This is a genomic window from Cyanobacteria bacterium FACHB-DQ100 (assembly GCA_014695195.1).
In the GTDB taxonomy this organism is placed as follows: domain Bacteria; phylum Cyanobacteriota; class Cyanobacteriia; order Leptolyngbyales; family Leptolyngbyaceae; genus Leptolyngbya.
In genome coordinates, this window is the sequence record JACJNW010000011.1 from 287,706 (window position 1) to 309,711 (window position 22,006).

Consider the following 22,006-nt stretch of genomic DNA (forward strand, 5'->3'; position numbering starts at 1 on the left):
GAAGGATTAGCAGAATGAATTAAGTCACCTCTGTCGAAAGATGTTTATTGTCTAAACGCTATTAATCTTGAGATGTTCTGCCCTTGATCAAGGGTCATAGTTCTTACTGCATTGATTCAGTGTCGAGTAGATGCGGCTTGCTCTGTATCACCACATTCAATCTCAGGGAAAAACCATAAAAGTAGAAACGTCTATGTTTAGCTTGTTTAACCGCTTTCCGGCTCAATTAACTCAGTGGATACTGGCTGGATTACTCGTACCGATCGTAGCCCTCAACGTATGGCTACTCTTCAAAGCGGTTCACTTGGCTCAACCTCTGGTTTCAATTCTTGTTTCAGCAGCATTACTGGCGTTTCTTCTCAATTATCCGGTACAACTAATTCAGAAATGGGGACTCGATCGCAAGTATGCGGTTACCAGTGTGGTGGTCATGTTCTTTGGCTTGCTCATCGGCGCAAGTATTACCATCCTGCCTCAATCGTCTGAAGAACTTGGCGAATTCATCAGCGCATTGCCGACTCGGATACAATCCACTCAGCTAAAGCTTCAGATTCTGCAAGATTGGGCAATGCAGCATCATATTCCAATTCGGCTCAATCAGTGGACAGCTCAGTTTACTGATGGCTTACCCGATCGCATACACACGCTCGGAAATAATGCCGTTAATCTAATCTTTAGTGCGTTGGGCAGTGCGTCTAACTTAGCCTTAACAGGAATTTTCACCGTCTATCTTTTATTTGACGGATCGCAACTTTGGAACGGAATTGCTCAACGATTACCGAGTCAAAAAATTGCGCAAATTCAGCGCTCGCTCCAGCAGCACTTTGAGGACTATTTCACCGGACAGGCAATTATGGCGATCGTGTCTATTGTTGCACTGACGGTCGTTTTCTTGATCCTCAGAATCCCGTTTCCATTGCTGCTCGGATTGTTCATCGGCACATTATCGATTTTTCCCTTTGGTGCTACGCTGGCAAGCTTCATCAGTGCATTGCTCATCGCAGCCGATGATCCAGGTTTAGGGCTTTGGCTACTCGGATCGTCGATCGTGACGAATCAAGCGATTGATCAATTGATTACACCCCGCTTGATGGGAAAGCTGGTTGGGCTAAGACCATTTTGGATATTGCTTGCCTTACTGGTTGGAGCGAAGCTAGGTGGATTGATTGGAGTCATAATAGCGGTGCCGATCGCAAGCTGTCTGAAAGATATCCTTCAGGGATTTCCGAGTTCTGTCTCCTCGTCTGACGCTCTTCCTGCTGCTCCTGTCCCTTCAGAAATACATAGCTGATTGTGCTTGCGATCGCTGAGTATCTTAAAGAAGTGGCGCGTTATCAGGCTTGCCTGTGGAGGATTAAGGGATGCTACCTGAGTTTTTGCCTGCGTCAGCGAGTGCGATCGAGGATGCGGATGCGATCGCTCTGCTGCAACAACTCCAGCGTCGATCAATTCAAACTTCACTAGAGTCAGAAACAATAGAGATTGCAACGGCTTATGTTTATGCAGCGTGTGAGCAATCAACAACCCCGATCGTTTTGCTTCCCGGATTTGATAGTTCACTACTAGAGTTCCGACGATTGTTCCCGCATCTTGCGGCTCAATATTCCACCTGGACGATCGATCTGATTGGATTTGGGTTTACAAGCGCGATTCTAACCATTTCTATCTGTCCTCAGACTATCCGGAAGCATCTGTTGAGCCTGGTTCAAACTTGGATTGCTCAACCTGTGATTTTAGTGGGTGCATCATTGGGGGGTGCAGTGGCGATCGATTTTGCGCTGCATCATCCGAACTGGGTGCAATCTCTCGTGTTGATTGATAGCGTTGGGTTTTCTGGCGATTTCCCGATCGGGCAGTGGATGCCCCGCTCCGTGCTGGAATTCGGAGCAGATTGGCTACACTTCCGCAAACAAGCTGCTCTAAGTGCTGCATTAGCAATCCCAGGAATGGATTTAACGCTGATTGATGCGCTTCGCTGTTCACTGCTGCATCAAGCTATGCCCGGATGGAAGGAAGCGATCGTCTCTTTTAGCCAAAGTGGAGGTTATACTAACTTAGACACTCAACTTGGGAAGATCCAACATCCGACTCTAATCCTTTGGGGAACCTCGGATGATGTGCTAGGCACAAAGGATGCAACCCGATTTCAGGAAGCGATTTCAAACAGCGAATTGATTTGGATTGAAAAGGCGGGTCATGTGCCGCATTTTGATCAATCTGAGGCAGTTGCAGCCCATCTATCAAGGTTTGTGCATCAAGTCGGAAACTGATCGTTTAAGAGAGTCATCAGTAGAATAAAGAAGTAAGAATTCGTTGATTAAATCCGTCCATCAAAATTCTCTTCGTCTATGAAACTCTGGTATCTCACTATTACAACCCCTTTGATTACAACTCTTCTTTTTTCTGGCATGAGAGCGATCGCGCAGTTGCCTTCCACTCCTGTTCAAACATCCCCTACTTCCGGTTGTCTCTTTGGCTATCCAGACCGTACTTATCAAGGGGAGCGTCCGATCACGCGCAATGAATTTGCGGCAGGACTGAATGCGTGTTTGCAGCAAGTAGATCAGTCGATTCGCTGCAATCGGCAAGAGTTTGCCACAAGAGCGGAGTTTGAACGTCTGCTTCAACGGCAAAGAGAGTTAAACGAACAATTGCGCCAAACAAGCGATCGTGTCGATACGCTCTCAAATCCACCTGCCTCGTCGAAGTAAATGTAGTTTTATTCCTCTAAACTCTCGAATCTTACAGCTAACAAAGCTGTAAGATTACTTCGATTTTCGCTTTGACTTTGGGGCAGTTCGATGTGCGCCAAAATATTTTTCGCTGCGATATCTCAGCCAAACTCGTAGGGCTTCCGGGATTTGGTCTTTCTGTTCTTTAGTCAGCGTGTTGTAGAGAGCGAGTGCTTTTTCTCGTTCTCCGCGACAGGCAGCATTGTTGTGAGCATCCCAGTAGCTACGAGCCACTCGAATCCGCCGACAGACTTCCTTAATTAGCGCCGCTCCGGTTAGCGGTTCGTCTTGCTTTGCCATGCGTTAATCTCAATCTCACTTTATTCTAACTAACCTCGCGGATGCGATGAATCGCTGGTCTGCCACATTCGTCAAATAGTATGAGATCAATACCCAATTGCGATCGCTTCAGAGCCATGCTGTAGCGTGATTTTTCCCTCGGTGTCCGGCAAAACAGAAAATGCTGTCAATTTCAGTTCGTATGATATATTGCTTCACGGTGGATGAGGATTCTACTACAGAAGACCTAAGTACGATCTACGATAAGCAAGATGAAAAAAGCCGACAAGACAGCCCCCAACCGAGCTTACACCGTCCTAAAAAGCACCGCCGTTGTTGTCGGTATCAGCGTCGGGTTCTGGAGCCGACCAGCAGCGACTGTTGCCCAAACCCCTCAACCGATCGTTTCTGAATCCAGGTTTTGCCGCAGCGATTTAGCGTCGAAAATCGATCGCATTGTTCAACAACCCAAATTTCGCACTGCACAATGGGGCATTCTGATTAAACCGATCGAAACCTCGACAATCCTTTATCAACGCAATTCTAATCGTGCCCTGATTCCCGCATCAAACGTCAAGCTTCTGACCACTGCTGCCGCCCTGCAAGTTGCAGATCAAAAGCCGCGATCGCTCCCAACTGTAAAGAACTGGCTGATTGCCGTGAACCGTTACAGCGATAACTATAAAGCGGATGCGCTGCGTCGTCGAATTGGAGGTCAACCGGCGATCCGGTCGGCGCTCGAAGCCTTGGGTGTTCAAGCGAATAGTTATGCACAGGTGGATGGTTCGGGACTCTCTCGCAGTAATCGAGCGACACCCGCTGCACTGGTGTCTGTGTTAGAAGCAATGTTCAGCGATCGTCAGAGCGAATTGTTTTACCGATCGCTAGCGATTGCCGGAGTGAATGGAACATTGCGAAGCCGATTCCGCAATACGCCCGTTCAAGGCAATCTTTATGGTAAAACGGGAACCCTACGCGGCGTAAGAGCGCTGTCTGGATATTTAGACAATCCCAACTATGGCACGATCGCGTTTAGCATCGTGGTGAATCAACCGGGACAGTCTGGGCAAGCGTTAGCGCAAGCGATCGATCAAATCGTGGTGCAAACTGCTAAGGTCGATCGCTGCTAATTGCTTGAGAGCAATTGAAGCTGCTTTAAGCAAGCTTCCACTGATCCAACAGGAAAGCATACTCAAAAGCAACTTCCTTTAAGCGGTCGTATCGCCCAGATGCGCCGCCATGTCCAGCCCCCATGTTAGTCTTTAACAGCAAGACGTTAGTATCTGTTTTCAATGCTCTCAGTCTTGCTGTCCACTTTGCAGGTTCCCAATAGGACACACGCGGATCATTTAAACCTGCGGTAATCAGCAAGGCAGGATAGGCTCTCGCTTCGACATTATCATAAGGCGAATAGCCTTTCATGTAGAAGTAAAACTCCGGATTATTCGGATTGCCCCATTCTTCCCATTCCGTTGCAGACAAAGGCAATGAAGTATCTAGAATTGTGGTGACAACATCTACAAAGGGAACTTGCGCGATCGCGGCTTTGAACAATTCTGGACGCTGATTGATCACCGCCCCCATTAACAATCCGCCTGCGCTTCCTCCAGAAATTGCTAAATGTTCGGCATCTGTCCAGCCTGCTTTGATCAGCATCTCTGCACAAGCAATAAAATCGCTGAAGGTATTTTGTTTATGTAAGAATTTGCCGTCTTCGTACCACTTGCGTCCGAGTTCGGAGCCGCCCCGAATATGCGCGATCGCTAACACAACCCCACGATCAAGCAGCGCTAACCGAGCCGAAGAGAAAGAGTCAGGATAGCTAAATCCATAGGAACCATAACCCGTCATCAGCAAGGGATTTTTGCCTGTCCGTTCAATGCCTGCTTTGTAGACGATCGACACCGGAACAGCAGTGCCATCGGGCGCGATCGCTTCGAGGCGTTGACTTCGATAGTTTGCGCGATCGTACCCTCCCAAAACGGGCGTTTCTTTCTTGAGTTCGCGAGTTTGGGCATCGAGGTCATAATCAAAAATCGAAGACGGTGTAACCAATGAGGTGTAGCCAAACCGCAGCGTTTTTGTATTGAAGTCTGGATTGATCGATTCTGACACTTCGTAGGTAGGTTCTGGAAACGTGATTGTATGTTCTTCCTGTGTGGAGAACTTACGAACCCGAATGTTGGGTAGTCCAGCTTCGCGATCGTAGATCACTAAATGATCCATAAAGGCACTAACACCCATTAAAAAGATATTTTCGCGATGCTCGATCACCGTTTCCCAATGTTCCACACTCGGATCACTGACGGGCGCTTTCATCAGCTTGAAGTTCAGAGCATTTTCGTTAGTCAGAATGTAAAACGCATCCGTATGATGTTCAACTTCATACTCGATGCCAACTTGACGCGGACGAATTACCCGGAAGTCCCCGTTTGGATTGTTCGCATCGAGATAATGAACTTCTGAGGTGATGTTGCTGCCCAAACCGAGTAGCAGATAAGCTTCACTCCGAGTTTTATCAATTCCAAGAAAATAAGCATCATCAGCTTCATAAAACAACAGTTGATCAGTGTCGATTTCACTTCCCAAACAGTGGCGAAACAATTTATAAGGGCGATTTGCTGGATCAATCTGAGCATAAAACACAGTTTGATTATCATTGCCCCAAGCAAACGAAGCGGTGTCAGGGATTGATTCAGGATACAGTTGACGAGTGGTTAGATCAAGGAAAAACAGGGTATAGCGCTCGGCTCCTGTTGTGTCAGTCGCATAAGCTAATAGCTGCTGATTTGGGCTAACTTCAAGCACACCTAAGCTAAAGTATTCTGTGCCTTCAGCTAGCTGATTTTGATCCAGTAGCACTTCTTCTGGTGCATCCAAGCTTTGATATTTGCGGCAGTGGATGGGATAAGCTTTTCCGGTTTCAGTGCGGGTGTAGTAATAAAACTCGCCTCGACGATAAGGTACAGACAAATCATCTTCCTGAATGCGTGATAGCATCTCGTCGTAGAGATCTGCTTGCAGCGATTCTGTATGCTGCATCATTGCCTCAGTGTAAGCATTTTCAGCTTCAAGATAGGCGATGACTTCAGGATTGTCGCGCTCCCGCAACCAAAAATAGTCATCAATGCGCTCATCGCCGTGGAGTTGATGCACATAGGGACGTTTGGGTGCGATCGGGGGAGTGACTGAATCTGACATAACGCAAATCGTTGAAGAGCAAGATCAGTCAAGCACTTAATCCGAGCTTCTGTCACTCCCCAAAAGGTAGCATTTTGTGGAGCGACAGAAGCTTCGTCATACAAGGCTCTACTGACTCAAATCGCCGTCAGCATCGAGTCGCCCAATCGGTTGCTGCGATCGAGCGAGATTGCAAAAGATTACTGGTTATACCAAGCTTTACGCCACTGTTTCATTTGATCGACCTCAGTTTGCTGAGAGGTTGCAATTTCTTGCGCTAGCTGCTTAATCTCAGGACGCTTCGACTTTTGGAGAGCATCTTTTGCCATTGCGATCGCGCCTTCATGATGCGGAATCATTGCATTGATAAAGCGCAAATCGAACTGAGCGTCGGCTGTCCCCAAGTCCTGCTGCATCGACATCATTTGGCGATATTCGACTGACATCGGTATGGTTGATTTTTCTTTGCCTCCATACATCACAAGTTCCTGAGCGGCCTTTGGATACCATTGGTTTCGCCACTTCGCCAGCAATTCATTTTCTTCACGGTTCTGCGTGATGACGATATTGCGGGCTAGAGTTTTAATCTCCGATCGCTGCGATTTTTGTTCGGCTTGTTTTGCCATCTCGATCGCGCCGCGATGGTGAATTCGCATTGCATCAATGAACCGCAGATCGTAATTGTCGTCTGCTGCACCTAAATCCATGTTGTGCATCATGTTGCCCGTGCTGCCATGATTCATAGTGCTGTGATCCATCCCCGGCATTGGGTTGGAAGCCGGCGAGGAATTCTGCGTCGTTGTGGTGGAGCAGGCAGCGAGAGTAGCAAGCATGAGAGGCAGCGAAGCCCTCGCAATGATGCCAACGGTTAGCTGGATTGTCGCTGGTTTGGGAGAGTCGTCTAAGGCTCTAGGTTTAAACAGGGATTTCATTGTTAATAAAAAAAAGACAGCACTGGAACACTTTTATTGTGGATTCTCCAGTTCACTGGAGAGTCAATGGTTAAAGCTGAAAATTGTGTAGGATGCCGTTCATATGCGACAACCTTGCCTCTGACTAAAGACAGAACCTAAAAAGATTACTTGACTCTCCAGTGAACTGGAGATTTCAGAATGATGATGTAAGCATTCAGTTTCTGGTTTTAGGAGTTTGGCTGATGTCTCTTCAATTGACTGTTCCGAATATGGCGTGTTCCGCCTGTAGCGATACGATTACCACCGCGATTAAGTCGATCGACCCGAATGCAAGCGTCACGGCTGATCCCAAAACAAAACTTGTCAGCATCGAAACGCAAGCTTCAGAAGCGTCGATTAAACAGGCTATCACTGATGCGGGTTACACCGTTGCTTAGTCCTTTTCCTTAGATATGCACAATGGAAACCACCACATTAAAGCTGCACGGCATGAGTTGTGCCGCCTGTGCGAGGAATATTGAAGGTGCGATCCGATCGCTTGAAGGAGTGAAGGAGTGTAACGTCAACTTTGGCGCAGAGCAAGCAACGATCGCGTTTGATTCGCATAAAACAACTGTGGCTGATATTCAGCAAGCAGTTGATGCCGCAGGATATTCGGCTCAACCGATGCAAGAAGATGTGCTTGCGGGTGAAGACGATATCGAGCGGCAAGAGCGCCAAACTCAACACCACAAACTCCAGCGCAAAGTTTGGACGGCGGGCACGATCGCGGCGGTGCTGGTGATCGGTTCACTTCCAATGATGACGGGACTCTCGATTCCCTTAATCCCGATGTGGCTGCACCATCCTTTGCTTCAGTTGGTGTTGACAACTCCGGTGCTGTTTTGGTGTGGTGCATCCTTCTTTATCAATGCTTGGAAAGCTTTGAAGCGGCATACTGCGACGATGGATACTTTAGTTGCGATCGGCACCGGAGCAGCTTATCTGTATTCTTTGTTTCCTACTTTCCTCCCGCAGTGGTTTACGGCTCAAGGTCTCAATCCTGATGTTTATTTTGAAGCTACAACAGTCATTATTGCGCTGCTCTTACTCGGTCGATTGTTAGAGAATCAAGCGAGGGGACAAACCTCAGAAGCAATTCGGAAGTTAATCGGGCTGCAAGCCAGAACAGCGCGAGTGATTCGGCAAGGGAGAGAAATTGACTTACCGATCGCAGAGGTCGTAGTAGGTGACGTGATTCTCGTTCGTCCGGGTGAAAAGATTCCGGTGGATGGGGAAATTCTGGAAGGTCGATCGGCGATCGATGAAGCAATGGTTACAGGTGAAAGCTTGCCTGTCACAAAACAAGTCGGAGATGAAGTAATTGGAGCGACCTTAAACAAAACAGGGAGCTTCAAATTTCGAGCAACACGAGTCGGCAAAGATACCGTTCTAGCTCAAATTGTTAAACTGGTGCAGCAAGCACAAGGCTCAAAAGCACCGATTCAACGGTTGGCAGATCAAGTCACGGGTTGGTTTGTGCCTGCGGTGATTGCGATCGCGATCGCAACCTTTATCCTCTGGTACAACGTCATGGGCAATGTGACGATGGCATTAATCACGACAGTTGGAGTGTTGATCATTGCCTGTCCTTGTGCCTTGGGATTAGCGACTCCTACATCAATCATGGTTGGCACAGGTAAAGGTGCAGAAAATGGCATTTTAATCAAAGGAGCCGAGAGTTTAGAACTGGCGCACAAACTACAAACGATCGTGCTTGATAAAACCGGAACTATTACTCAAGGAAAGCCAACCGTCACAGATTATGTGACTGTCCAAGGCACTGCTGATCATAATGAGTTAAATTTACTGCGGCTTGCAGCTTCGATCGAGCGCAACTCTGAACATCCGTTAGCGGAAGCGGTAGTACACTATGCCCAAGCTCAAGGAGTCGAGTTAACCAATTCACAGGAATTTGAAGCCATTGCAGGAAGTGGTGTTCAAGGTTATGTCTCTGATCAACTGGTTCAGATTGGTACGCATCGTTGGCTGTCTGAGTTAAACATTGATACTAGAACACTTAAGCAACAGTGGGATCAGCTTGAATCGCTCGGTAAAACAGTCATTTGGATTGCAGTAAATGGTAAAGCATCAGCAATTATGGCAATTGCTGATGCAGTTAAACCGTCCTCGGTTGCTGCCGTTCGAGCCTTGCAAAAGTTAGGGCTAGAAGTCGTAATGTTGACCGGGGACAATCGCCGTACTGCTGATGTGATTGCGCGGGAAGTGAACATTAAGCGAGTGTTTGCAGAAGTTCGACCAGAACAAAAAGCTGCGATCGTGGAAGCCCTTCAGCGTGAAGGAAAAATCGTTGCAATGGTGGGAGATGGGATCAACGATGCGCCTGCATTGGCACAAGCGGATGTAGGAATGGCGATCGGCACGGGAACCGATGTTGCGATCGCAGCTAGTGATATTACGCTGATTTCGGGTGATTTACAAGGCATTGTGACTGCCATTCAGCTTAGTCATGCAACCATTCGCAATATTCGGCAGAATCTGTTCTTTGCTTTTATCTACAACGTTGCAGGCATCCCGATCGCCGCAGGCATTCTGTACCCAATTTTTGGTTGGTTGCTGAGTCCGATTGTTGCTGGAGCAGCAATGGCATTTAGTTCAGTGTCAGTTGTGACGAATGCGCTCCGACTGCGTAACTTTCAGCCCAAGATGAGGTGATTCATGGTTAAGCAAGTCATATTTTTTGCAACATTAGCTGGGTTTGGATTTTTGATTGGAACGCTTTCAGGAGCAATATTGTAAGAGATGGCAAACGATGAAAAAGCTGATCATCAGTGGGATTGCAAGTTTAGGGCTAGTGATGGGAGGTTCATCTGCTGTGATGGCTGAGACGATGCACTCGCCTCAAACTGCTCAGGAAGGACAATTTCATCGCATCGAGCAACCTTTTGCTAACAAAGCGATCGTCACGCTCGGCGGACTCGGATTAATTGGTCTAGAACTGTGGTGGTTCTTGCTCAGTAAACCAAGACCTCGTAAGGCAACAACTAAATAAGCAAGTCCAATGCCTTACGAAAATTGTTGAGTTCTCCCTCAAATTCCCCGGTTTCAGACGCTTCGATCAGGCAATGTTCCACATGGTCGAGCAGAATAATTTGCGCCACTTTATTCAATGCAGATCGAACGGCAACTATTTGTGTAACCACATCGGAACAGGGACGATCGCTCTCGACCATCTTGGAAATTGCCTCAACGTGTCCTTTAATTCGAGCCAGCCGATTCAGAACTTGTTGCGTGTGAGCATGTGCCATGATTATGCCCCCCTGGGGGATCAGGATGCTTTGATTCTACAATTTCTACATGAGAAAGAAACTAGGATATTAGTTGTTGTTACAGTTCAAGGAACGATTGTCTTTGGTAGAGTCTGACCGTAGGTACGATCGCACTCGATCGCAGCTTCGGCTCAATAAGCTATCCAAATTGAGGTTCCATCGGGTCAAGCCTAAACGATCGCTGGTACTCAAAAGTTTGTCAGACTGAAAGGCAACACTAGCAACTCGATCGTTCGTGCCGACTAAGGTTTTAATCAGTTCTCCGGTTTCACTGTTCCAAAGCTTGATCGTCGTATCATCACTGCCAGAAGCTAACACTGAACCATCCTGATTAAAGCTCAGGGATGTCACTCCGCCATTGTGTCCGATCAAAGTTTGTCGGAATCTAGCTTCATCAACTGCCCAGAGTTTAATCGTATTGTCCCAACTTGCAGAAGCTAAAGTTTTTCCATTGGGACTAAAGGCGATCGCGGCTACTGCTAAGTTATGTTTGCCAAGAATCGTGGAAGTTCTGCGATCGACATCCCACAGCCGCACGGTATTATCAACGCTGCCAGAAGCCAAGCGCCCATCAGGACTGTAACTTAAGCTCGTCACTTCGTCGGTATGCCCTTGCAGAATTGTGTGGATGCCGCCTTGAAGCGTCCAAATCTTAATCGTTCGATCTGCACTTGCCGATGCGAAGGTTTCTTGATCAGGACTAAAACTTAATGCTGTGACTCGATCGTTGTGTCCTGAGATGGTTCTAATCAGTTCTCCGGTACTGAGATTCCACAGTCGAATTGTTTTATCTGCACTACCAGAAATGAGCAATGTATTATCAGGACTGATTTGAATCTGAGTAATCGGTGCAGTGTGACCTTTTAAGCTGAGAAAGTCTTTGTTGTTTTGCAAGAGAATGGTGTGGTCAGGAGCCGCGATCGCGGTAATCCTTCCGTCTAAGCTTGTGGTCATTGCCGATAGACCTGTATCCAGTCGAATGGGTAAATCCATCTGCCAAATTCGCGCCGTTTTATCAGCACTCGCACTGAGAAGCTGAGTTCCCGCAGGACTAAAGCTAACGTGCATAACTGCGGCTTCATGTCCTTGAAGGGTTTGAAGCAATGCGCCCTCCAAATTCCAAAGCCGAATGGTGCGATCGATTGAACCTGTCGCGATCGTGCCTCCATCTGGACTATAGCTTGCAGTGTTGACTTGATCGCGATGTCCTTCTAGGGTTGTAATTTCTTTACCATTCAATGTCCAAAGCTTTGCTACATTGTCCCCACTGGTGAGAAACGATCGACCATTCGGAGCCATCATCACACTGGTAACGCGATCGTTGTGAACTCTAAGGCTTCTGAGCGCAGCCGCTCTACCTACTTGCCAAAACCTCACCGTTCCATCTTCGCCACCGGATAGGATCTGACGATCGTTTTGCCCAAATGTCACGCTGTTGACCCATCCTCTATGTCCCCGAAAGGTTTGAACGGCTCTCATCTGATCGAGTTGCCATAGCTTTATTGTGCCGTCTCGACTGCCTGAAATCAGCGATCGACCATTCGAGCTAAACCGCACCGATGTCACCCAGTTTTGATGTCCAGTCAAGGTCTGTATCAGTGTCCCATCACGATTCCACAGTTTGATAGTTTTATCTGCGCTGGCAGTGGCAAGTTGCTGCTGATCGGGGCTAAAGGCTACTGCTAAAACACGATCGCTGTGTCCCACTACATCTTTAATCAATTGACCTTCACGCGACCATAGTTTTACTAAGTTGTCGTTGCTCACAGTGACAATTAGCTGACCATCAGAACTCATCTGCACATCATTCACTTGCTGAGCGTGACCCATGAGCCGATTCGATTCTTGCGTTTGAGAGATTGCCTGCTGTAAGGTTGCGATCGTATTAGTTCGCACCTCTACCAGGACAAATCGATCGAGCTGTTTTAGCTGTTGTCCTGCTTTGATCGCTGCGGTTAGCGCTTCTAGCTGCTGATTTGAGTTCAGTAATGCTTCAGATGAAGCAGACAGCGCTTGGATCGAGCGGATCTGAGCATTTCGCTGATTCCACAGTGCCAATCCTCCTAATCCAAATGCAGCAACTGCTAAGCTTGCAATGGCTGCGATCGCTTGCTGAGCGCGTCTGAGCCGACGTTTGAGCGCAATTTTCTCGCTCTGACGCGCTTCTAAACTGGCTTCAATAAAGACTTGAGTATCTTGAGTCAGTTCATCAGTGTACTTAACATAAAGTTCTTCTGCTTCTGCCAGCCGCATTCCTCGCAATAATAAATCTGGAGGACGATTGCTCTTTTTCCAGCCGATCGCGGCTTGCTCGATCGGTCGCTGCACTCTCAATCGATTGCGGTTCTCATCCAGCCACCAGCGCAAGGTTGACCAATGGCGAATCAGAATTTCGTGGGCAACTTCAATGGTGACAGAAGGCTCAATCTCTGATTGTTCAATCTCTGATAGCTCAATGTCCCGACTGGTTGGCACGTCTTCGGTGTTGATCACAATCAGTTTTGCAGCACTCAGCGATTGTAAAGTCCGATCAACCAAAGCTTGAGGATACTTTGCGACAGATAACTCCGACTTCAACACCCTCCGCCGCGTATCTTCAACGCCTTCTCCTAGCTGCGTGAGCGACAGGAAAATCCATCGAGCACAGTGCTGCTCCTCTGGGTCAAGTTGGTTGTAAGCGGATTGAGCTTTATGCTCTAATGCACCCTGCAAGCCGCCAATCTCAGATTGATAGGCTTCTAGGGTGAGTGTTCCTTGTTGTCGATGTTGCCAAAGCTGCTCCAGCACAAACTCTAAAATCGGCAAGTCTCCCGGAGTCCGATCGAGTTCTTGCAGCAGCACTTCGACTAGTCCCGGTTCTACGGTTAATCCCACTTGTTCCGCAGGACGCACAATCACCTGACGGTACTCTTCATCGCTGAGACAAGGAGGAATCAGAATGCTCGATCGCTGTAAAATCGCCGCAAGTTGAGGCATTTCTAAGCCTGCTGCGACAAAATCCGCTCTCAATGTCAGCACTAATTTGAAGCGATCGCGGGTGTGCTCCAGTGTTTCCAAAACAATATTGAGAAAGTCTTGCCGAACCGGTTCCGAACACAGCGTGAACAGTTCCTCGAACTGATCAATCACAAGCATGACCATCGGTTCAGCACGAGTTCTAAACCATTGCACCAAGCCTTCTACTCCTTGATACAACAGTCCCTCGACTTGCTCTTGTTCCTCTGGCTCAGCTAAACATTTAACCAGCGCATCAAACGGGCGATCGCCCGGACACATTCGCCCCAGCCACCAGTGTTCACTGCCGGGGACATGCTGCCCTTGTCTTAACTGTGCCATCAATCCAGCTTGCACGATCGAAGACTTCCCGCTCCCCGATGCACCGACCACTGCTAAACAAGATTGCTGCTGAACTGCCTGTAAAAGCTGTTGAATTAAAGTCGATCGTCCATAAAAGAACTCGGCATCATGCTCTGTAAACGGCTGCAACCCCCGATAAGGACAGACACTAATATCTGAACTGCGATTCGCCTGCTGGCTCGGAAACACTTCGATCACACCCTGCGTTCCCGATAGCCAAACCGATAGCGTCGTTTGTCCTGCTAATGCTAGTTGAAGCTGAGTAATCCATGCTGCAACCGGATAGCCAGAGTGACGATCGGCAGCATTCAAAGTCTCAACCAGCGATCGCGTCAATAGTTCAGGATCAGTCCGAGCCGCCGCCGCAATCAAGCATTGTCCCTGCTCTCGCTGCAACTCTTCGATCCAATCGGGTAAATCACCTGCATTCGGACAATCCAGAATCACAATCTGCTGAGCCGCCGCGCTGTGGCGCAGGGTTTGACGCAGCCACGATCGCGAAACGCGCTCTGTTCCCAGGATTAAACAAGGTTCGCCTTCAGCCGTAGTCCCCACTCTAGCCCGGAGATACAGTAAAACCGTCGTTGCTTCGGGAGTTTGTAGCTTGGTTTGAATGCTCGATCGCATCGTTTCCCAATCATCAGACTGATAAGCCAACTCGAATCCAGCGCTGAGCAGCTTACTCAATTGCAGAGTTAGACTGTGATTGGGAAAAGCATCAATGACGATCGCTTGACGAGAGGGAGGTGCGATCGTGCTCGATTTTGCACCAATCACAAACTGTCCAAAGCCTTCTACAACTCGTTTTGGCGTTTGCAGCGGATACTCAGGCTGAAGCTGCGTCTCACCACGTCCTCGTTTTTGCTGATTGATCAGCCGGAGTTGTTGATTGCTTTTATCAATGTACTGAAGCGTTTGATGATACACATACTTGTATAAACCATCGGCATCGATCGTTCCAGTGGCATCGGCTGCGGCTCCCCGGAGTCCCTGCATCAGAAAATAGGTAAACACCCCATGCCCTAACTCCGGAAACTCCCACGACTGCTGCGCTTGATCGCATGACAGCAATGCGTAGAAGCCCTGACTCTCCGAAGCTTGTCGCCCCAATACCCGCACTAATTGCTGAGTCGGATTCGGCAATGTGCCTCTCAGCGTCATTCCGCCACTATGACAAGCATCTAACCAGACGATCTGCTGTTTTGCTTGACACTGACTGAACTGTTCCAAAAGCTCAGCAACACTCAGCCCAGTGTTGAGCAAATCTGCTTTCTGAGTATCGGTTAAACAAAGAATTGGCTGTTGAGTCGTCGTCTCTAATACTCCGTGACCTGAAAAATACACCAGAATAGTATCTGCCGCTTGCGCCGATCGCACAATCTCCTTTAAGCTGTCGCGGACTTGGCTCAGGGTCGCTGGCACACCAAAATCATGGCGGATTTGCATCGATCGCTGCGGAAAGCTTTGAGTTGCATCGATCAGCGCTTCAGAAAGACCCTGACAATCGATCGCGGAATATTGCAGTGAGGGAAGCTGCGGATCTCTGTAGCGATTCACACCAATCAGCAAGATCCAGAGTTTAGCTTGTCCCGTTTCTAGGACGCTAGAACGATTGAGAGCGCGGGGCATAATAGTCTTTTAACAGGGATAGAATGCTGCTGAAGCGGAGCGCTACAGCACTGAATGAATTAACGATCAATGGCGTAAGTATAATCGAACAGTTGCCCCACTTGGCGACGTAAGCCTGCTAATGGGTAAAGTTTTGGAGCCATTGTTTCTGCGTATTGGTCGGCTGCAACGATCGTCTGACGGGCTTCGGCTTTCGGCAGTTGTCCTTGCTTGAATGCTTTAATTAAGGCTTCGATGCCTTGGTTGTATTCGGCGCTGTTTCGGAAGTTGAATTGTGGCTGGGTTTGTTGTGAGGGTGCTTGCGGTGGGTTTGTGGGTGAAGCATTCGGAGCAACTGCACCCATCGGCAACGCGATCGGAGCTTGCAGCGACAGCACATAGACACTAGCAGCAGGCAACTGCACAACCCGAACATTTTTGGGAGAAGACATCCCACTGAGAATCCCGATCGCGCCTCCAATCATTCCTCCACGCTCAAACATATCAGTAGAGCGGCTACTCGGAGCAGTTGCACCCATAACAGACCCCAAAAGATTGCCAAAAACGCCGCTATTTTCGCGGGCACGCTCTGCACCGCTGACTTGCTCGATCGTATTGCCCGGAATCACCGCCGTGGTCGCTTGAATCGGGACAATCTGACCGCGAACGACGATCGCTTCTGCTACAATTCGCGCTCCACCATTTTCTGGCTTTAATTTGATCGAGACGGGCGTATCAGCCGGAACTACTTCGTTTCCTTGCAGATCCATCAGCGGTTGTGCCAACGGGACGGTTAAGGGATAGTCTTGTTTCTGTCCCACATCAACATTCACTGCACCGGGAAGCTTAATCACGACTCCTGCCGTTTGAGGAATGATTGTACCGGACTGCGAGCTAGAGATAGAGGCTGTGTTAGAAACGACGACTTGAGCCGAAACCGGAAGCGCGACGGGAGCAGAAACCGCGATCGTTAAAGCCAAGTTCAACAGTGTACGAGCGTTCATCAGTCTTTCCTCTATACGATTACATCTGAGGAATAGGGACGGCGATCGGGTTTTATGCAGCCTTAAATCGTTTCAACCCGCGATACAATGAAAACGAAAGCTGCGCCTTCTCAAACGATGAACAGCAAACGGGTGAACTTGTCTTACACGATCGAACTTCAGGAGGGGGAAAAGTTGGCTCTCCCGGATGAGATCATTAGCAGCATCGGGACTGGGAAATGGTTAATCACGGTCACACCGCTATCCGATTCGGCTTCGCTTGAGTCGATTCGGGATCATCGCGCTTTTCTTAGGGGTTACGCTCCAGAAGATGAAGGGCTTTACGATGACTATCCAACCCGGTGAATTTTGGGTTGCTGACATTTCCTTCACAGATGGTACAGCTTCCAAAAAACGACCCGTTTTGGTTCTTTGGCTCGACGGCAGAGATGCGATCGTTGCAGTGGTCACTTCTGCTCAACCTAGAACTCAAACTGATGTGATGTTGAGCGATTGGGCAAGTAGTGGACTGCGTGTTGCGTCCACTGTGCGGCTGTCGCGCCTAGATTGTTTAGAAAGCATCCTGTTATTCAGCAAACTGGGAAGGATCTCAGAAGGTGATGCAGCCCTGGTTAAAACCGTGTGGGATTCACAAATTAAGCTGCAATTTTAGGGGAACAAGAACCCCAACCAGAATTGAGTGAAGCCCTAGGTTTCTCCACTACACTGAACAGCAGTATTGAAAGAGTTTGGGCTTCATGGGATTTTTGCCGCGTCTTCAGCACCAAGTTTGGTTACTCGCATTTGGGCGATTGTTGTCTCAAGTCGGAACAGGGTTCACGCTATTTTACGCACCGATTTTCTTTGTTAACCAGGTCGGGCTGTCCGCAACCTCGGTAGGAATCGGGATCGGGAGCGCAGCCGTTTCGGGAGTGGTGGGTCGTGCTTTGGGGGGGACATTTGCAGATTCTAAGTTCTGGGGACGGAGAAGAACCCTACTCCTGTCGGCACTGATTAGCGCGATCGCGTCTTTCGCACTGGCGATCGCCTATGACTTCCCAACCTTTGTGCTAGGTAACTTGTTAATGGGCTTGGGAACAGGAACCTACTGGCCCGCAACAGAAGCCGTAGTTGCAGATTTAACCACACCAGAGCAGCGCAATGAAGCCTATTCGATCACACGCTTGTCCGATGCTCTGGGATTAGGCATTGGAGTTGTTCTCGGCGGATTGTTGATCAGCGCAACAGGATTGTATCGCGCATTATTTGTGATTGATGGCATCTCATTCCTAGTGTTTTTTGTTGTCATTTACTGGCTGATTAAAGAGACGAACCGATCGATCAGCCCCCATTCTCAATGGAGCGGCTGGAAAATCGCACTCAGCGATCGCCGACTGATGATTTTTGCGATCGTCAATACGATGTTTACAACCTACATTGTGCAAATCGATAGTGCTTTGCCGCTATATCTAACTAACATTGTGCGGATCACGCCAGACAAAGGCTTTGAACCGACCACAATCAGCGCATTGTACACGGGTTATTTAACGCTTTCAGTGCTGGCACAGTTGCCGATCGCTCGGTTTCTCAACCGATTTAGTCGAACTCAGGTCTTGATGATTTCAGCAGGATTTTGGGCAGCAGCATTCGCTCTGGTCTGGGCAACCGGAGCTGTAGCGCAAATGCACTTAGGGTGGGCGATCGCGACGTTTGTAATGTTGGCATTTGCGATCGTCACCTATATGCCTTCGGCAGCATCACTGGTGGTTGATATTGCGCCTGAATCGCTGCGGGGCGTGTATTTAGCTGTGAACTCCCAGTGTTGGGCGCTGGGCTACTTTATCGGGCCGCCGATCGGCGGCTGGGCACTCGATCAAACCAGAACGATCGCCAGTGGCTACTGGCTAGTTTTAGTGGCAACCGTTGCGATCGCGGTTCTGATTTTACAAGTGTTAGATAAAATGGTCAGGCACAGCCCTTCCGCGTAGCCGCACAATGTTCAAAAGTCGTTTATTACTGAGTCTCATTGCCTTGGGTGTGAGTTTTGCAATTAGTTTGCTGATCACACGCAACTTTGGGACATCGGTAATCAATAGTGTCGTGACGCTGTTTGCAAGCCTTGTCGGAGCAGCAATCACAGAAAATCAGCATCGTCAAGCGCTGTATCGTCGATCGGAAGAATTAACCGGACATATTCGGGCGCTAAAACGGCGGCGGGCTGAAACTTACGAATCGCTGGTTCTGATGACTCAAGAGCGCGATCAGGTTTCTAATAGTTTAAATGCACTGCAAACTCAACTGCGAAATCTTCAGATCCAAAGTTCAAATCTTTGGCAGCAAAAAGAGGAATTAAGCTGGAATCTCACTTCTCCGCAAGCTTCACCCACGAATCAAATTTACGCGCTACAAACCAAGCTGCAAGAACTCGAACAAAAAGAAGCCGAACTGAATAAATCACTGTCTGCCACTCTATCCGCAAAGCAGCGGGCTGAACTGGGTCTAAAAACAACACAAGCACAACTGAATCAATTCCAGGCACAACTCGCAGAACTGCAAAGCCAAAAAGCCGAACTCACAAAAGAAGTGAATGCGCTACTCTCTCAGAGGCAACAATTAGACACACAAATTGCAACCTTACAGCCAAAAGTCAAAGAACTAGAGAAATATCGGGCTGAACTAAATCAGTTTCTTGCCTCGGCTGAACCCAAGCGCCAACAAGTCGAAAGTAGCTCAAAATCGCTCCAGGGCGCGATTGGTAATCTCCAAGCCCAAATTTCCTCGCTCCAAGGTGAACTCGGTCAACTCGAACAGCAAATTCTCGATCGCCGCGTGCAAAAAGAACATCTCGATCTCGAACTTTCTACCCTCCGCCGCGAACTCGAACCCAATCCCAATTCCCAGCCCGCATCCGAATGGGAAACCTTTCTGCATCAATTACAGCCTCCTGAACTCGAAGCCCTGAGCGCGATCGCCCACCAGATCAACGCCAATGCCACCCTGAAGCAAATTGCCGAAGCCAATTTGACCATGCCCGAACTTTTGATCGATGCAATTAACGAACGTGCAATCGACACGATCGGCGATTTTGTCATTGATCCGACTCCGGGTTCTGGAATTACGATCGCGCCTGAGTATCTAGAAACCGTGAAGCAACTGCTGAAACGATAGTATTTCTATAAATTCTCTTGCAAGCGATTGCGAAATGTCCAAATTTTATCTGGTATCTTGCCAAAACTCAGGCTAAATTATCGGGGATAACGTCCCTCAGTTAAGGAGTGAGCTATGTGCGGAATTGTCGGGTATATCGGCACTCAAGAAGCGAGTGGAATTCTACTCGAAGGGCTTCGGAAATTAGAATATCGGGGCTACGATTCTGCCGGAATTGCCACAATCTTAGACGGTGAAATTCACTGTGTCCGGGCAAAAGGCAAACTCCACAATCTCGAAGAAAAACTTGCAGGCGAAACCAATCCCGCCCGTACCGGAATCGCTCACACTCGCTGGGCAACCCACGGCAAACCCGAAGAATACAACGCCCACCCGCACATGGATATGAACATGCGGATTGCGGTGATTCAAAACGGCATTATCGAAAACTATCGCGAACTGCGCGAAGCCTTAAAAGGTCGCGGGACTGAATTTCGCTCAGACACCGATACCGAAGTCATTCCCCATTTGATTGCAGAAGAACTGAGCAAAGCAGAATTCTCGGTTGAGTTTCCTCTGCTCGAAGCGGTGCGGCGAGTCGTGAAACAACTAGACGGGGCATTTGCGATCGCGGTTATTTGCGCGGACTATCCCGATGAATTAATCGTTGCGCGTCAGCAAGCGCCCGTGGTTCTCGGCTTTGGTCAAGGTGAATTCTACTGTGCATCCGATACACCCGCCTTGATTCCCTATACTCGCGCCGTGCTGAATCTCGAAAACGGCGAATTGGCCAGAATGACTCCGATCGGGGTTGAAATTTACAGCTTTGAAGGACAACGCCTGAAGAAGAAGCCTCGCACCTTAGATGTGAATCCGGTAATGGTGGAAAAGCAGGGCTTCAAACACTATATGCTCAAAGAAATTTATGAGCAACCCGGAGTGGTCAGGGCTTGTTTAGAAGCTTATTTCGATACACATTGGACAGCCGCCACCGCGACCTCTCCTGTGAAGCTAAGTCTTCCCAACACATTGCTCGACAACCTACAGCAGATTCAAGTGATTGCTTGTGGCACCAGTTGGCACGCTGGCTTAGTCGGGAAATACTTGCTAGAACAATTAGCCGGAGTTCCAACTTCAGTGCATTATGCGTCTGAATACCGCTATTCTGCCTCACCCCTCACTCCGAATACTTTAACGATCGGAGTCACTCAGTCCGGTGAAACTGCGGACACCTTAGCAGCCTTAGCAATGGAAAAAGATCGTCGAGCCAAACTCAGCATTGATCTAGAAGCTAGATTGCTGGGGATCACCAACCGTCCCGAAAGCTCACTCGGTCAGCTCGTTCCCAACATCATCGAAACTCATGCAGGCATTGAAATCGGTGTTGCAGCCACCAAAACCTTTGTCGCTCAGGTAATGGCGTTTTACGCTTTAGCGATCGATCTAACCTTCCGCCGCCAAGCAAAATCGCCCGAAGCCATTGAACAACTGCTCAACGGATTACGCCAACTCCCCGCACAAATTGAAATCATTCTCGAAAGCCAAGAGCGCTACATCGAAGAACTCGCCCACGATTTTGCTGAAACACAGGACTTTATCTTCTTAGGGCGCGGCATCAATTTCCCGATCGCGCTGGAAGGAGCCTTAAAACTCAAAGAGATTAGCTATATTCACGCAGAAGGTTATCCCGCAGGCGAAATGAAGCATGGCCCCATTGCATTATTAGATGCGAAGGTTCCGGTTGTGACGATCGCGATGCCTGGATTGGTGTTTGAGAAAGTGTTATCAAATGCACAGGAAGCACGAGCGCGAGATGCAAGATTGATCGGTGTGACTCCGATGGATGAGCAAGACGCAGCAGATACCTTTGATACGCTGATTCCTGTTCCCCATGTCGATGAAATGCTATCACCTATTCTCACGGTGATTCCGCTGCAATTGCTGGCATATCATATTGCTGCACGACGTGGGTTAGATGTTGATCAGCCACGCAACCTAGCAAAGAGCGTTACCGTGGAATAGCAGTCGCTTGTGCAAATTGTTGAGTGTTGAGTAATAAAACGGTTGGACAATTCGTAAAACGGTTGGACAATTTGTAAAACGATTGAACAATTTGGTGCGAATGAACTACGATCTTTGGAAAGCGAGTACCTATGCTGTTCTACTCGCTTTCCAGAGGTATTTTTATGGCCGCCAGAGAATACGTTTAACAGATGCAGCAGAACAATGGGAGGCGAAAAGGAGAGATGCAAGTGCATTGCTGCGAGGAAATATACTTAGAGAGTTTCAAAAATATCAGAATCTGAATAATCTTGAAACAGAATTCATTCGAGTTAGTAAAGAAGCCGAAAGGAAGCGTTATTTGGCGTTGCCTAATGGAGAGATGAATTAAGGTGACTCTCAATGCAGTGCCCTGAATGCCAATCCACTCATATTCGCAAGAATGGAAAACGCAAAGGCAAGCAAAATCATATTTG

The 22,006-nt window shown here is 48.4% G+C and carries 19 protein-coding genes and 1 pseudogene; 14 read left to right on the plus strand and 6 right to left on the minus strand.

Going from position 1 to position 22,006, the window contains the following annotated elements; genetic code table 11:
* The first annotated feature begins 130 nt into the window (after positions 1-130).
* The 3 genes from H6F51_03285 to H6F51_03295 all read left to right on the plus strand — a co-directional run bounded on the left by H6F51_03285 (position 131) and on the right by H6F51_03295 (position 2,711).
* Positions 131-1,291, plus strand: a complete 1,161-nt coding sequence (locus H6F51_03285; protein MBD1821535.1) for an AI-2E family transporter — start codon at positions 131-133, stop codon at positions 1,289-1,291.
* Positions 1,292-1,361: 70 nt separating this feature from the next.
* A complete protein-coding gene (locus H6F51_03290; GenBank protein MBD1821536.1) occupies positions 1,362-2,270 on the plus strand; it encodes an alpha/beta hydrolase in 909 nt (302 codons plus the stop codon).
* Between the two features lie 78 nt (positions 2,271-2,348).
* Entirely contained in the window at positions 2,349-2,711 is a 363-nt protein-coding gene (locus tag H6F51_03295) for an S-layer homology domain-containing protein (protein MBD1821537.1), read from the plus strand.
* A 54-nt stretch (positions 2,712-2,765) separates the two neighbouring features.
* Here the strand turns inward: H6F51_03295 and H6F51_03300 are convergent, their stop codons facing one another.
* Positions 2,766-3,032 (minus strand): Precorrin-3B methylase, encoded by a 267-nt coding sequence (locus tag H6F51_03300; GenBank protein MBD1821538.1) that lies wholly within the window; start codon positions 3,030-3,032, stop codon positions 2,766-2,768.
* 251 nt (positions 3,033-3,283) lie between these two features.
* Between H6F51_03300 and H6F51_03305 the strand changes: the two genes are divergently transcribed.
* Entirely contained in the window at positions 3,284-4,141 is an 858-nt protein-coding gene (locus H6F51_03305) for a D-alanyl-D-alanine carboxypeptidase (protein MBD1821539.1), read from the plus strand.
* Positions 4,142-4,166: 25 nt separating this feature from the next.
* Here the strand turns inward: H6F51_03305 and H6F51_03310 are convergent, their stop codons facing one another.
* Positions 4,167-6,212, minus strand: coding sequence for a S9 family peptidase (locus tag H6F51_03310; protein ID MBD1821540.1), 2,046 nt, complete (start codon positions 6,210-6,212; stop codon positions 4,167-4,169).
* A gap of 179 nt (positions 6,213-6,391) precedes the next feature.
* A complete protein-coding gene (locus H6F51_03315) occupies positions 6,392-7,024 on the minus strand; it encodes a DUF305 domain-containing protein (GenBank protein ID MBD1821541.1) in 633 nt (210 codons plus the stop codon).
* A 323-nt stretch (positions 7,025-7,347) separates the two neighbouring features.
* Between H6F51_03315 and H6F51_03320 the strand changes: the two genes are divergently transcribed.
* From H6F51_03320 to H6F51_03330, 3 genes and pseudogenes are all read left to right on the plus strand, one after another.
* A complete protein-coding gene (locus H6F51_03320; protein ID MBD1821542.1) occupies positions 7,348-7,542 on the plus strand; it encodes a heavy-metal-associated domain-containing protein in 195 nt (64 codons plus the stop codon).
* 22 nt (positions 7,543-7,564) lie between these two features.
* Entirely contained in the window at positions 7,565-9,820 is a 2,256-nt protein-coding gene (locus H6F51_03325) for a copper-translocating P-type ATPase (GenBank protein MBD1821543.1), read from the plus strand.
* A 97-nt stretch (positions 9,821-9,917) separates the two neighbouring features.
* Positions 9,918-10,154: pseudogene (locus H6F51_03330) on the plus strand (cupredoxin domain-containing protein).
* Here H6F51_03330 and H6F51_03335 read toward each other — a convergent pair.
* From H6F51_03335 to H6F51_03345, 3 genes are all read right to left on the minus strand, one after another.
* Positions 10,150-10,413, minus strand: a complete 264-nt coding sequence (locus H6F51_03335) for a metal-sensitive transcriptional regulator (protein MBD1821544.1) — start codon at positions 10,411-10,413, stop codon at positions 10,150-10,152. The pseudogene H6F51_03330 and the gene H6F51_03335 overlap by 5 nt on opposite strands.
* Before the next feature lie 69 nt (positions 10,414-10,482).
* Complete coding sequence (locus H6F51_03340) at positions 10,483-15,420, minus strand: caspase family protein (protein ID MBD1821545.1); 4,938 nt, start codon at positions 15,418-15,420, stop codon at positions 10,483-10,485.
* 59 nt (positions 15,421-15,479) lie between these two features.
* Entirely contained in the window at positions 15,480-16,403 is a 924-nt protein-coding gene (locus H6F51_03345; GenBank protein ID MBD1821546.1) for a hypothetical protein, read from the minus strand.
* 117 nt (positions 16,404-16,520) lie between these two features.
* Between H6F51_03345 and H6F51_03350 the strand changes: the two genes are divergently transcribed.
* The 7 genes from H6F51_03350 to H6F51_03380 all read left to right on the plus strand — a co-directional run.
* On the plus strand, positions 16,521-16,748 hold the full coding sequence (locus tag H6F51_03350; protein ID MBD1821547.1) for a hypothetical protein: 228 nt from the start codon (positions 16,521-16,523) through the stop codon (positions 16,746-16,748).
* A complete protein-coding gene (locus H6F51_03355) occupies positions 16,729-17,055 on the plus strand; it encodes a type II toxin-antitoxin system PemK/MazF family toxin (GenBank protein ID MBD1821548.1) in 327 nt (108 codons plus the stop codon). The genes H6F51_03350 and H6F51_03355 overlap by 20 nt, the downstream gene beginning before the upstream one ends.
* Positions 17,056-17,140: 85 nt before the next feature.
* On the plus strand, positions 17,141-18,370 hold the full coding sequence (locus H6F51_03360) for an MFS transporter (protein ID MBD1821549.1): 1,230 nt from the start codon (positions 17,141-17,143) through the stop codon (positions 18,368-18,370).
* 49 nt (positions 18,371-18,419) lie between these two features.
* The gene (locus H6F51_03365) at positions 18,420-19,550 is read left to right on the plus strand and encodes a hypothetical protein (protein MBD1821550.1); all 1,131 of its coding nucleotides are present in this window, start codon (positions 18,420-18,422) and stop codon (positions 19,548-19,550) included.
* Between the two features lie 114 nt (positions 19,551-19,664).
* Positions 19,665-21,551 carry a glutamine--fructose-6-phosphate transaminase (isomerizing) gene (gene glmS, locus H6F51_03370; GenBank protein ID MBD1821551.1) on the plus strand — a complete coding sequence of 629 codons (1,887 nt, stop codon included), beginning with the start codon at positions 19,665-19,667 and terminating at the stop codon, positions 21,549-21,551.
* A gap of 100 nt (positions 21,552-21,651) precedes the next feature.
* Positions 21,652-21,921 carry a hypothetical protein gene (locus tag H6F51_03375; protein MBD1821552.1) on the plus strand — a complete coding sequence of 90 codons (270 nt, stop codon included), beginning with the start codon at positions 21,652-21,654 and terminating at the stop codon, positions 21,919-21,921.
* A gap of 11 nt (positions 21,922-21,932) precedes the next feature.
* On the plus strand, positions 21,933-22,006 hold a 74-nt coding region (locus tag H6F51_03380), incomplete at its 3' end, for an IS1 family transposase (GenBank protein MBD1821553.1).

Bases quoted from the DNA above. Each gene is read 5' to 3' on its own strand.
- H6F51_03285 (MBD1821535.1), top strand. From the start codon at position 131: ATGCGGCTTGCTCTGTATCACCACATTCAATCTCAGGGAAAAACCATA.
- H6F51_03290 (MBD1821536.1), top strand. From the start codon at position 1,362: ATGCTACCTGAGTTTTTGCCTGCGTCAGCGAGTGCGATCGAGGATGCG.
- H6F51_03295 (MBD1821537.1), top strand. From the start codon at position 2,349: ATGAAACTCTGGTATCTCACTATTACAACCCCTTTGATTACAACTCTT.
- H6F51_03300 (MBD1821538.1), bottom strand. From the start codon at position 3,032: ATGGCAAAGCAAGACGAACCGCTAACCGGAGCGGCGCTAATTAAGGAA.
- H6F51_03305 (MBD1821539.1), top strand. From the start codon at position 3,284: ATGAAAAAAGCCGACAAGACAGCCCCCAACCGAGCTTACACCGTCCTA.
- H6F51_03310 (MBD1821540.1), bottom strand. From the start codon at position 6,212: ATGTCAGATTCAGTCACTCCCCCGATCGCACCCAAACGTCCCTATGTG.
- H6F51_03315 (MBD1821541.1), bottom strand. From the start codon at position 7,024: ATGCTTGCTACTCTCGCTGCCTGCTCCACCACAACGACGCAGAATTCC.
- H6F51_03320 (MBD1821542.1), top strand. From the start codon at position 7,348: ATGTCTCTTCAATTGACTGTTCCGAATATGGCGTGTTCCGCCTGTAGC.
- H6F51_03325 (MBD1821543.1), top strand. From the start codon at position 7,565: ATGGAAACCACCACATTAAAGCTGCACGGCATGAGTTGTGCCGCCTGT.
- H6F51_03335 (MBD1821544.1), bottom strand. From the start codon at position 10,413: ATGGCACATGCTCACACGCAACAAGTTCTGAATCGGCTGGCTCGAATT.
- H6F51_03340 (MBD1821545.1), bottom strand. From the start codon at position 15,420: ATGCCCCGCGCTCTCAATCGTTCTAGCGTCCTAGAAACGGGACAAGCT.
- H6F51_03345 (MBD1821546.1), bottom strand. From the start codon at position 16,403: ATGAACGCTCGTACACTGTTGAACTTGGCTTTAACGATCGCGGTTTCT.
- H6F51_03350 (MBD1821547.1), top strand. From the start codon at position 16,521: ATGAACAGCAAACGGGTGAACTTGTCTTACACGATCGAACTTCAGGAG.
- H6F51_03355 (MBD1821548.1), top strand. From the start codon at position 16,729: ATGACTATCCAACCCGGTGAATTTTGGGTTGCTGACATTTCCTTCACA.
- H6F51_03360 (MBD1821549.1), top strand. From the start codon at position 17,141: ATGGGATTTTTGCCGCGTCTTCAGCACCAAGTTTGGTTACTCGCATTT.
- glmS (MBD1821551.1), top strand. From the start codon at position 19,665: ATGTGCGGAATTGTCGGGTATATCGGCACTCAAGAAGCGAGTGGAATT.
- H6F51_03375 (MBD1821552.1), top strand. From the start codon at position 21,652: ATGAACTACGATCTTTGGAAAGCGAGTACCTATGCTGTTCTACTCGCT.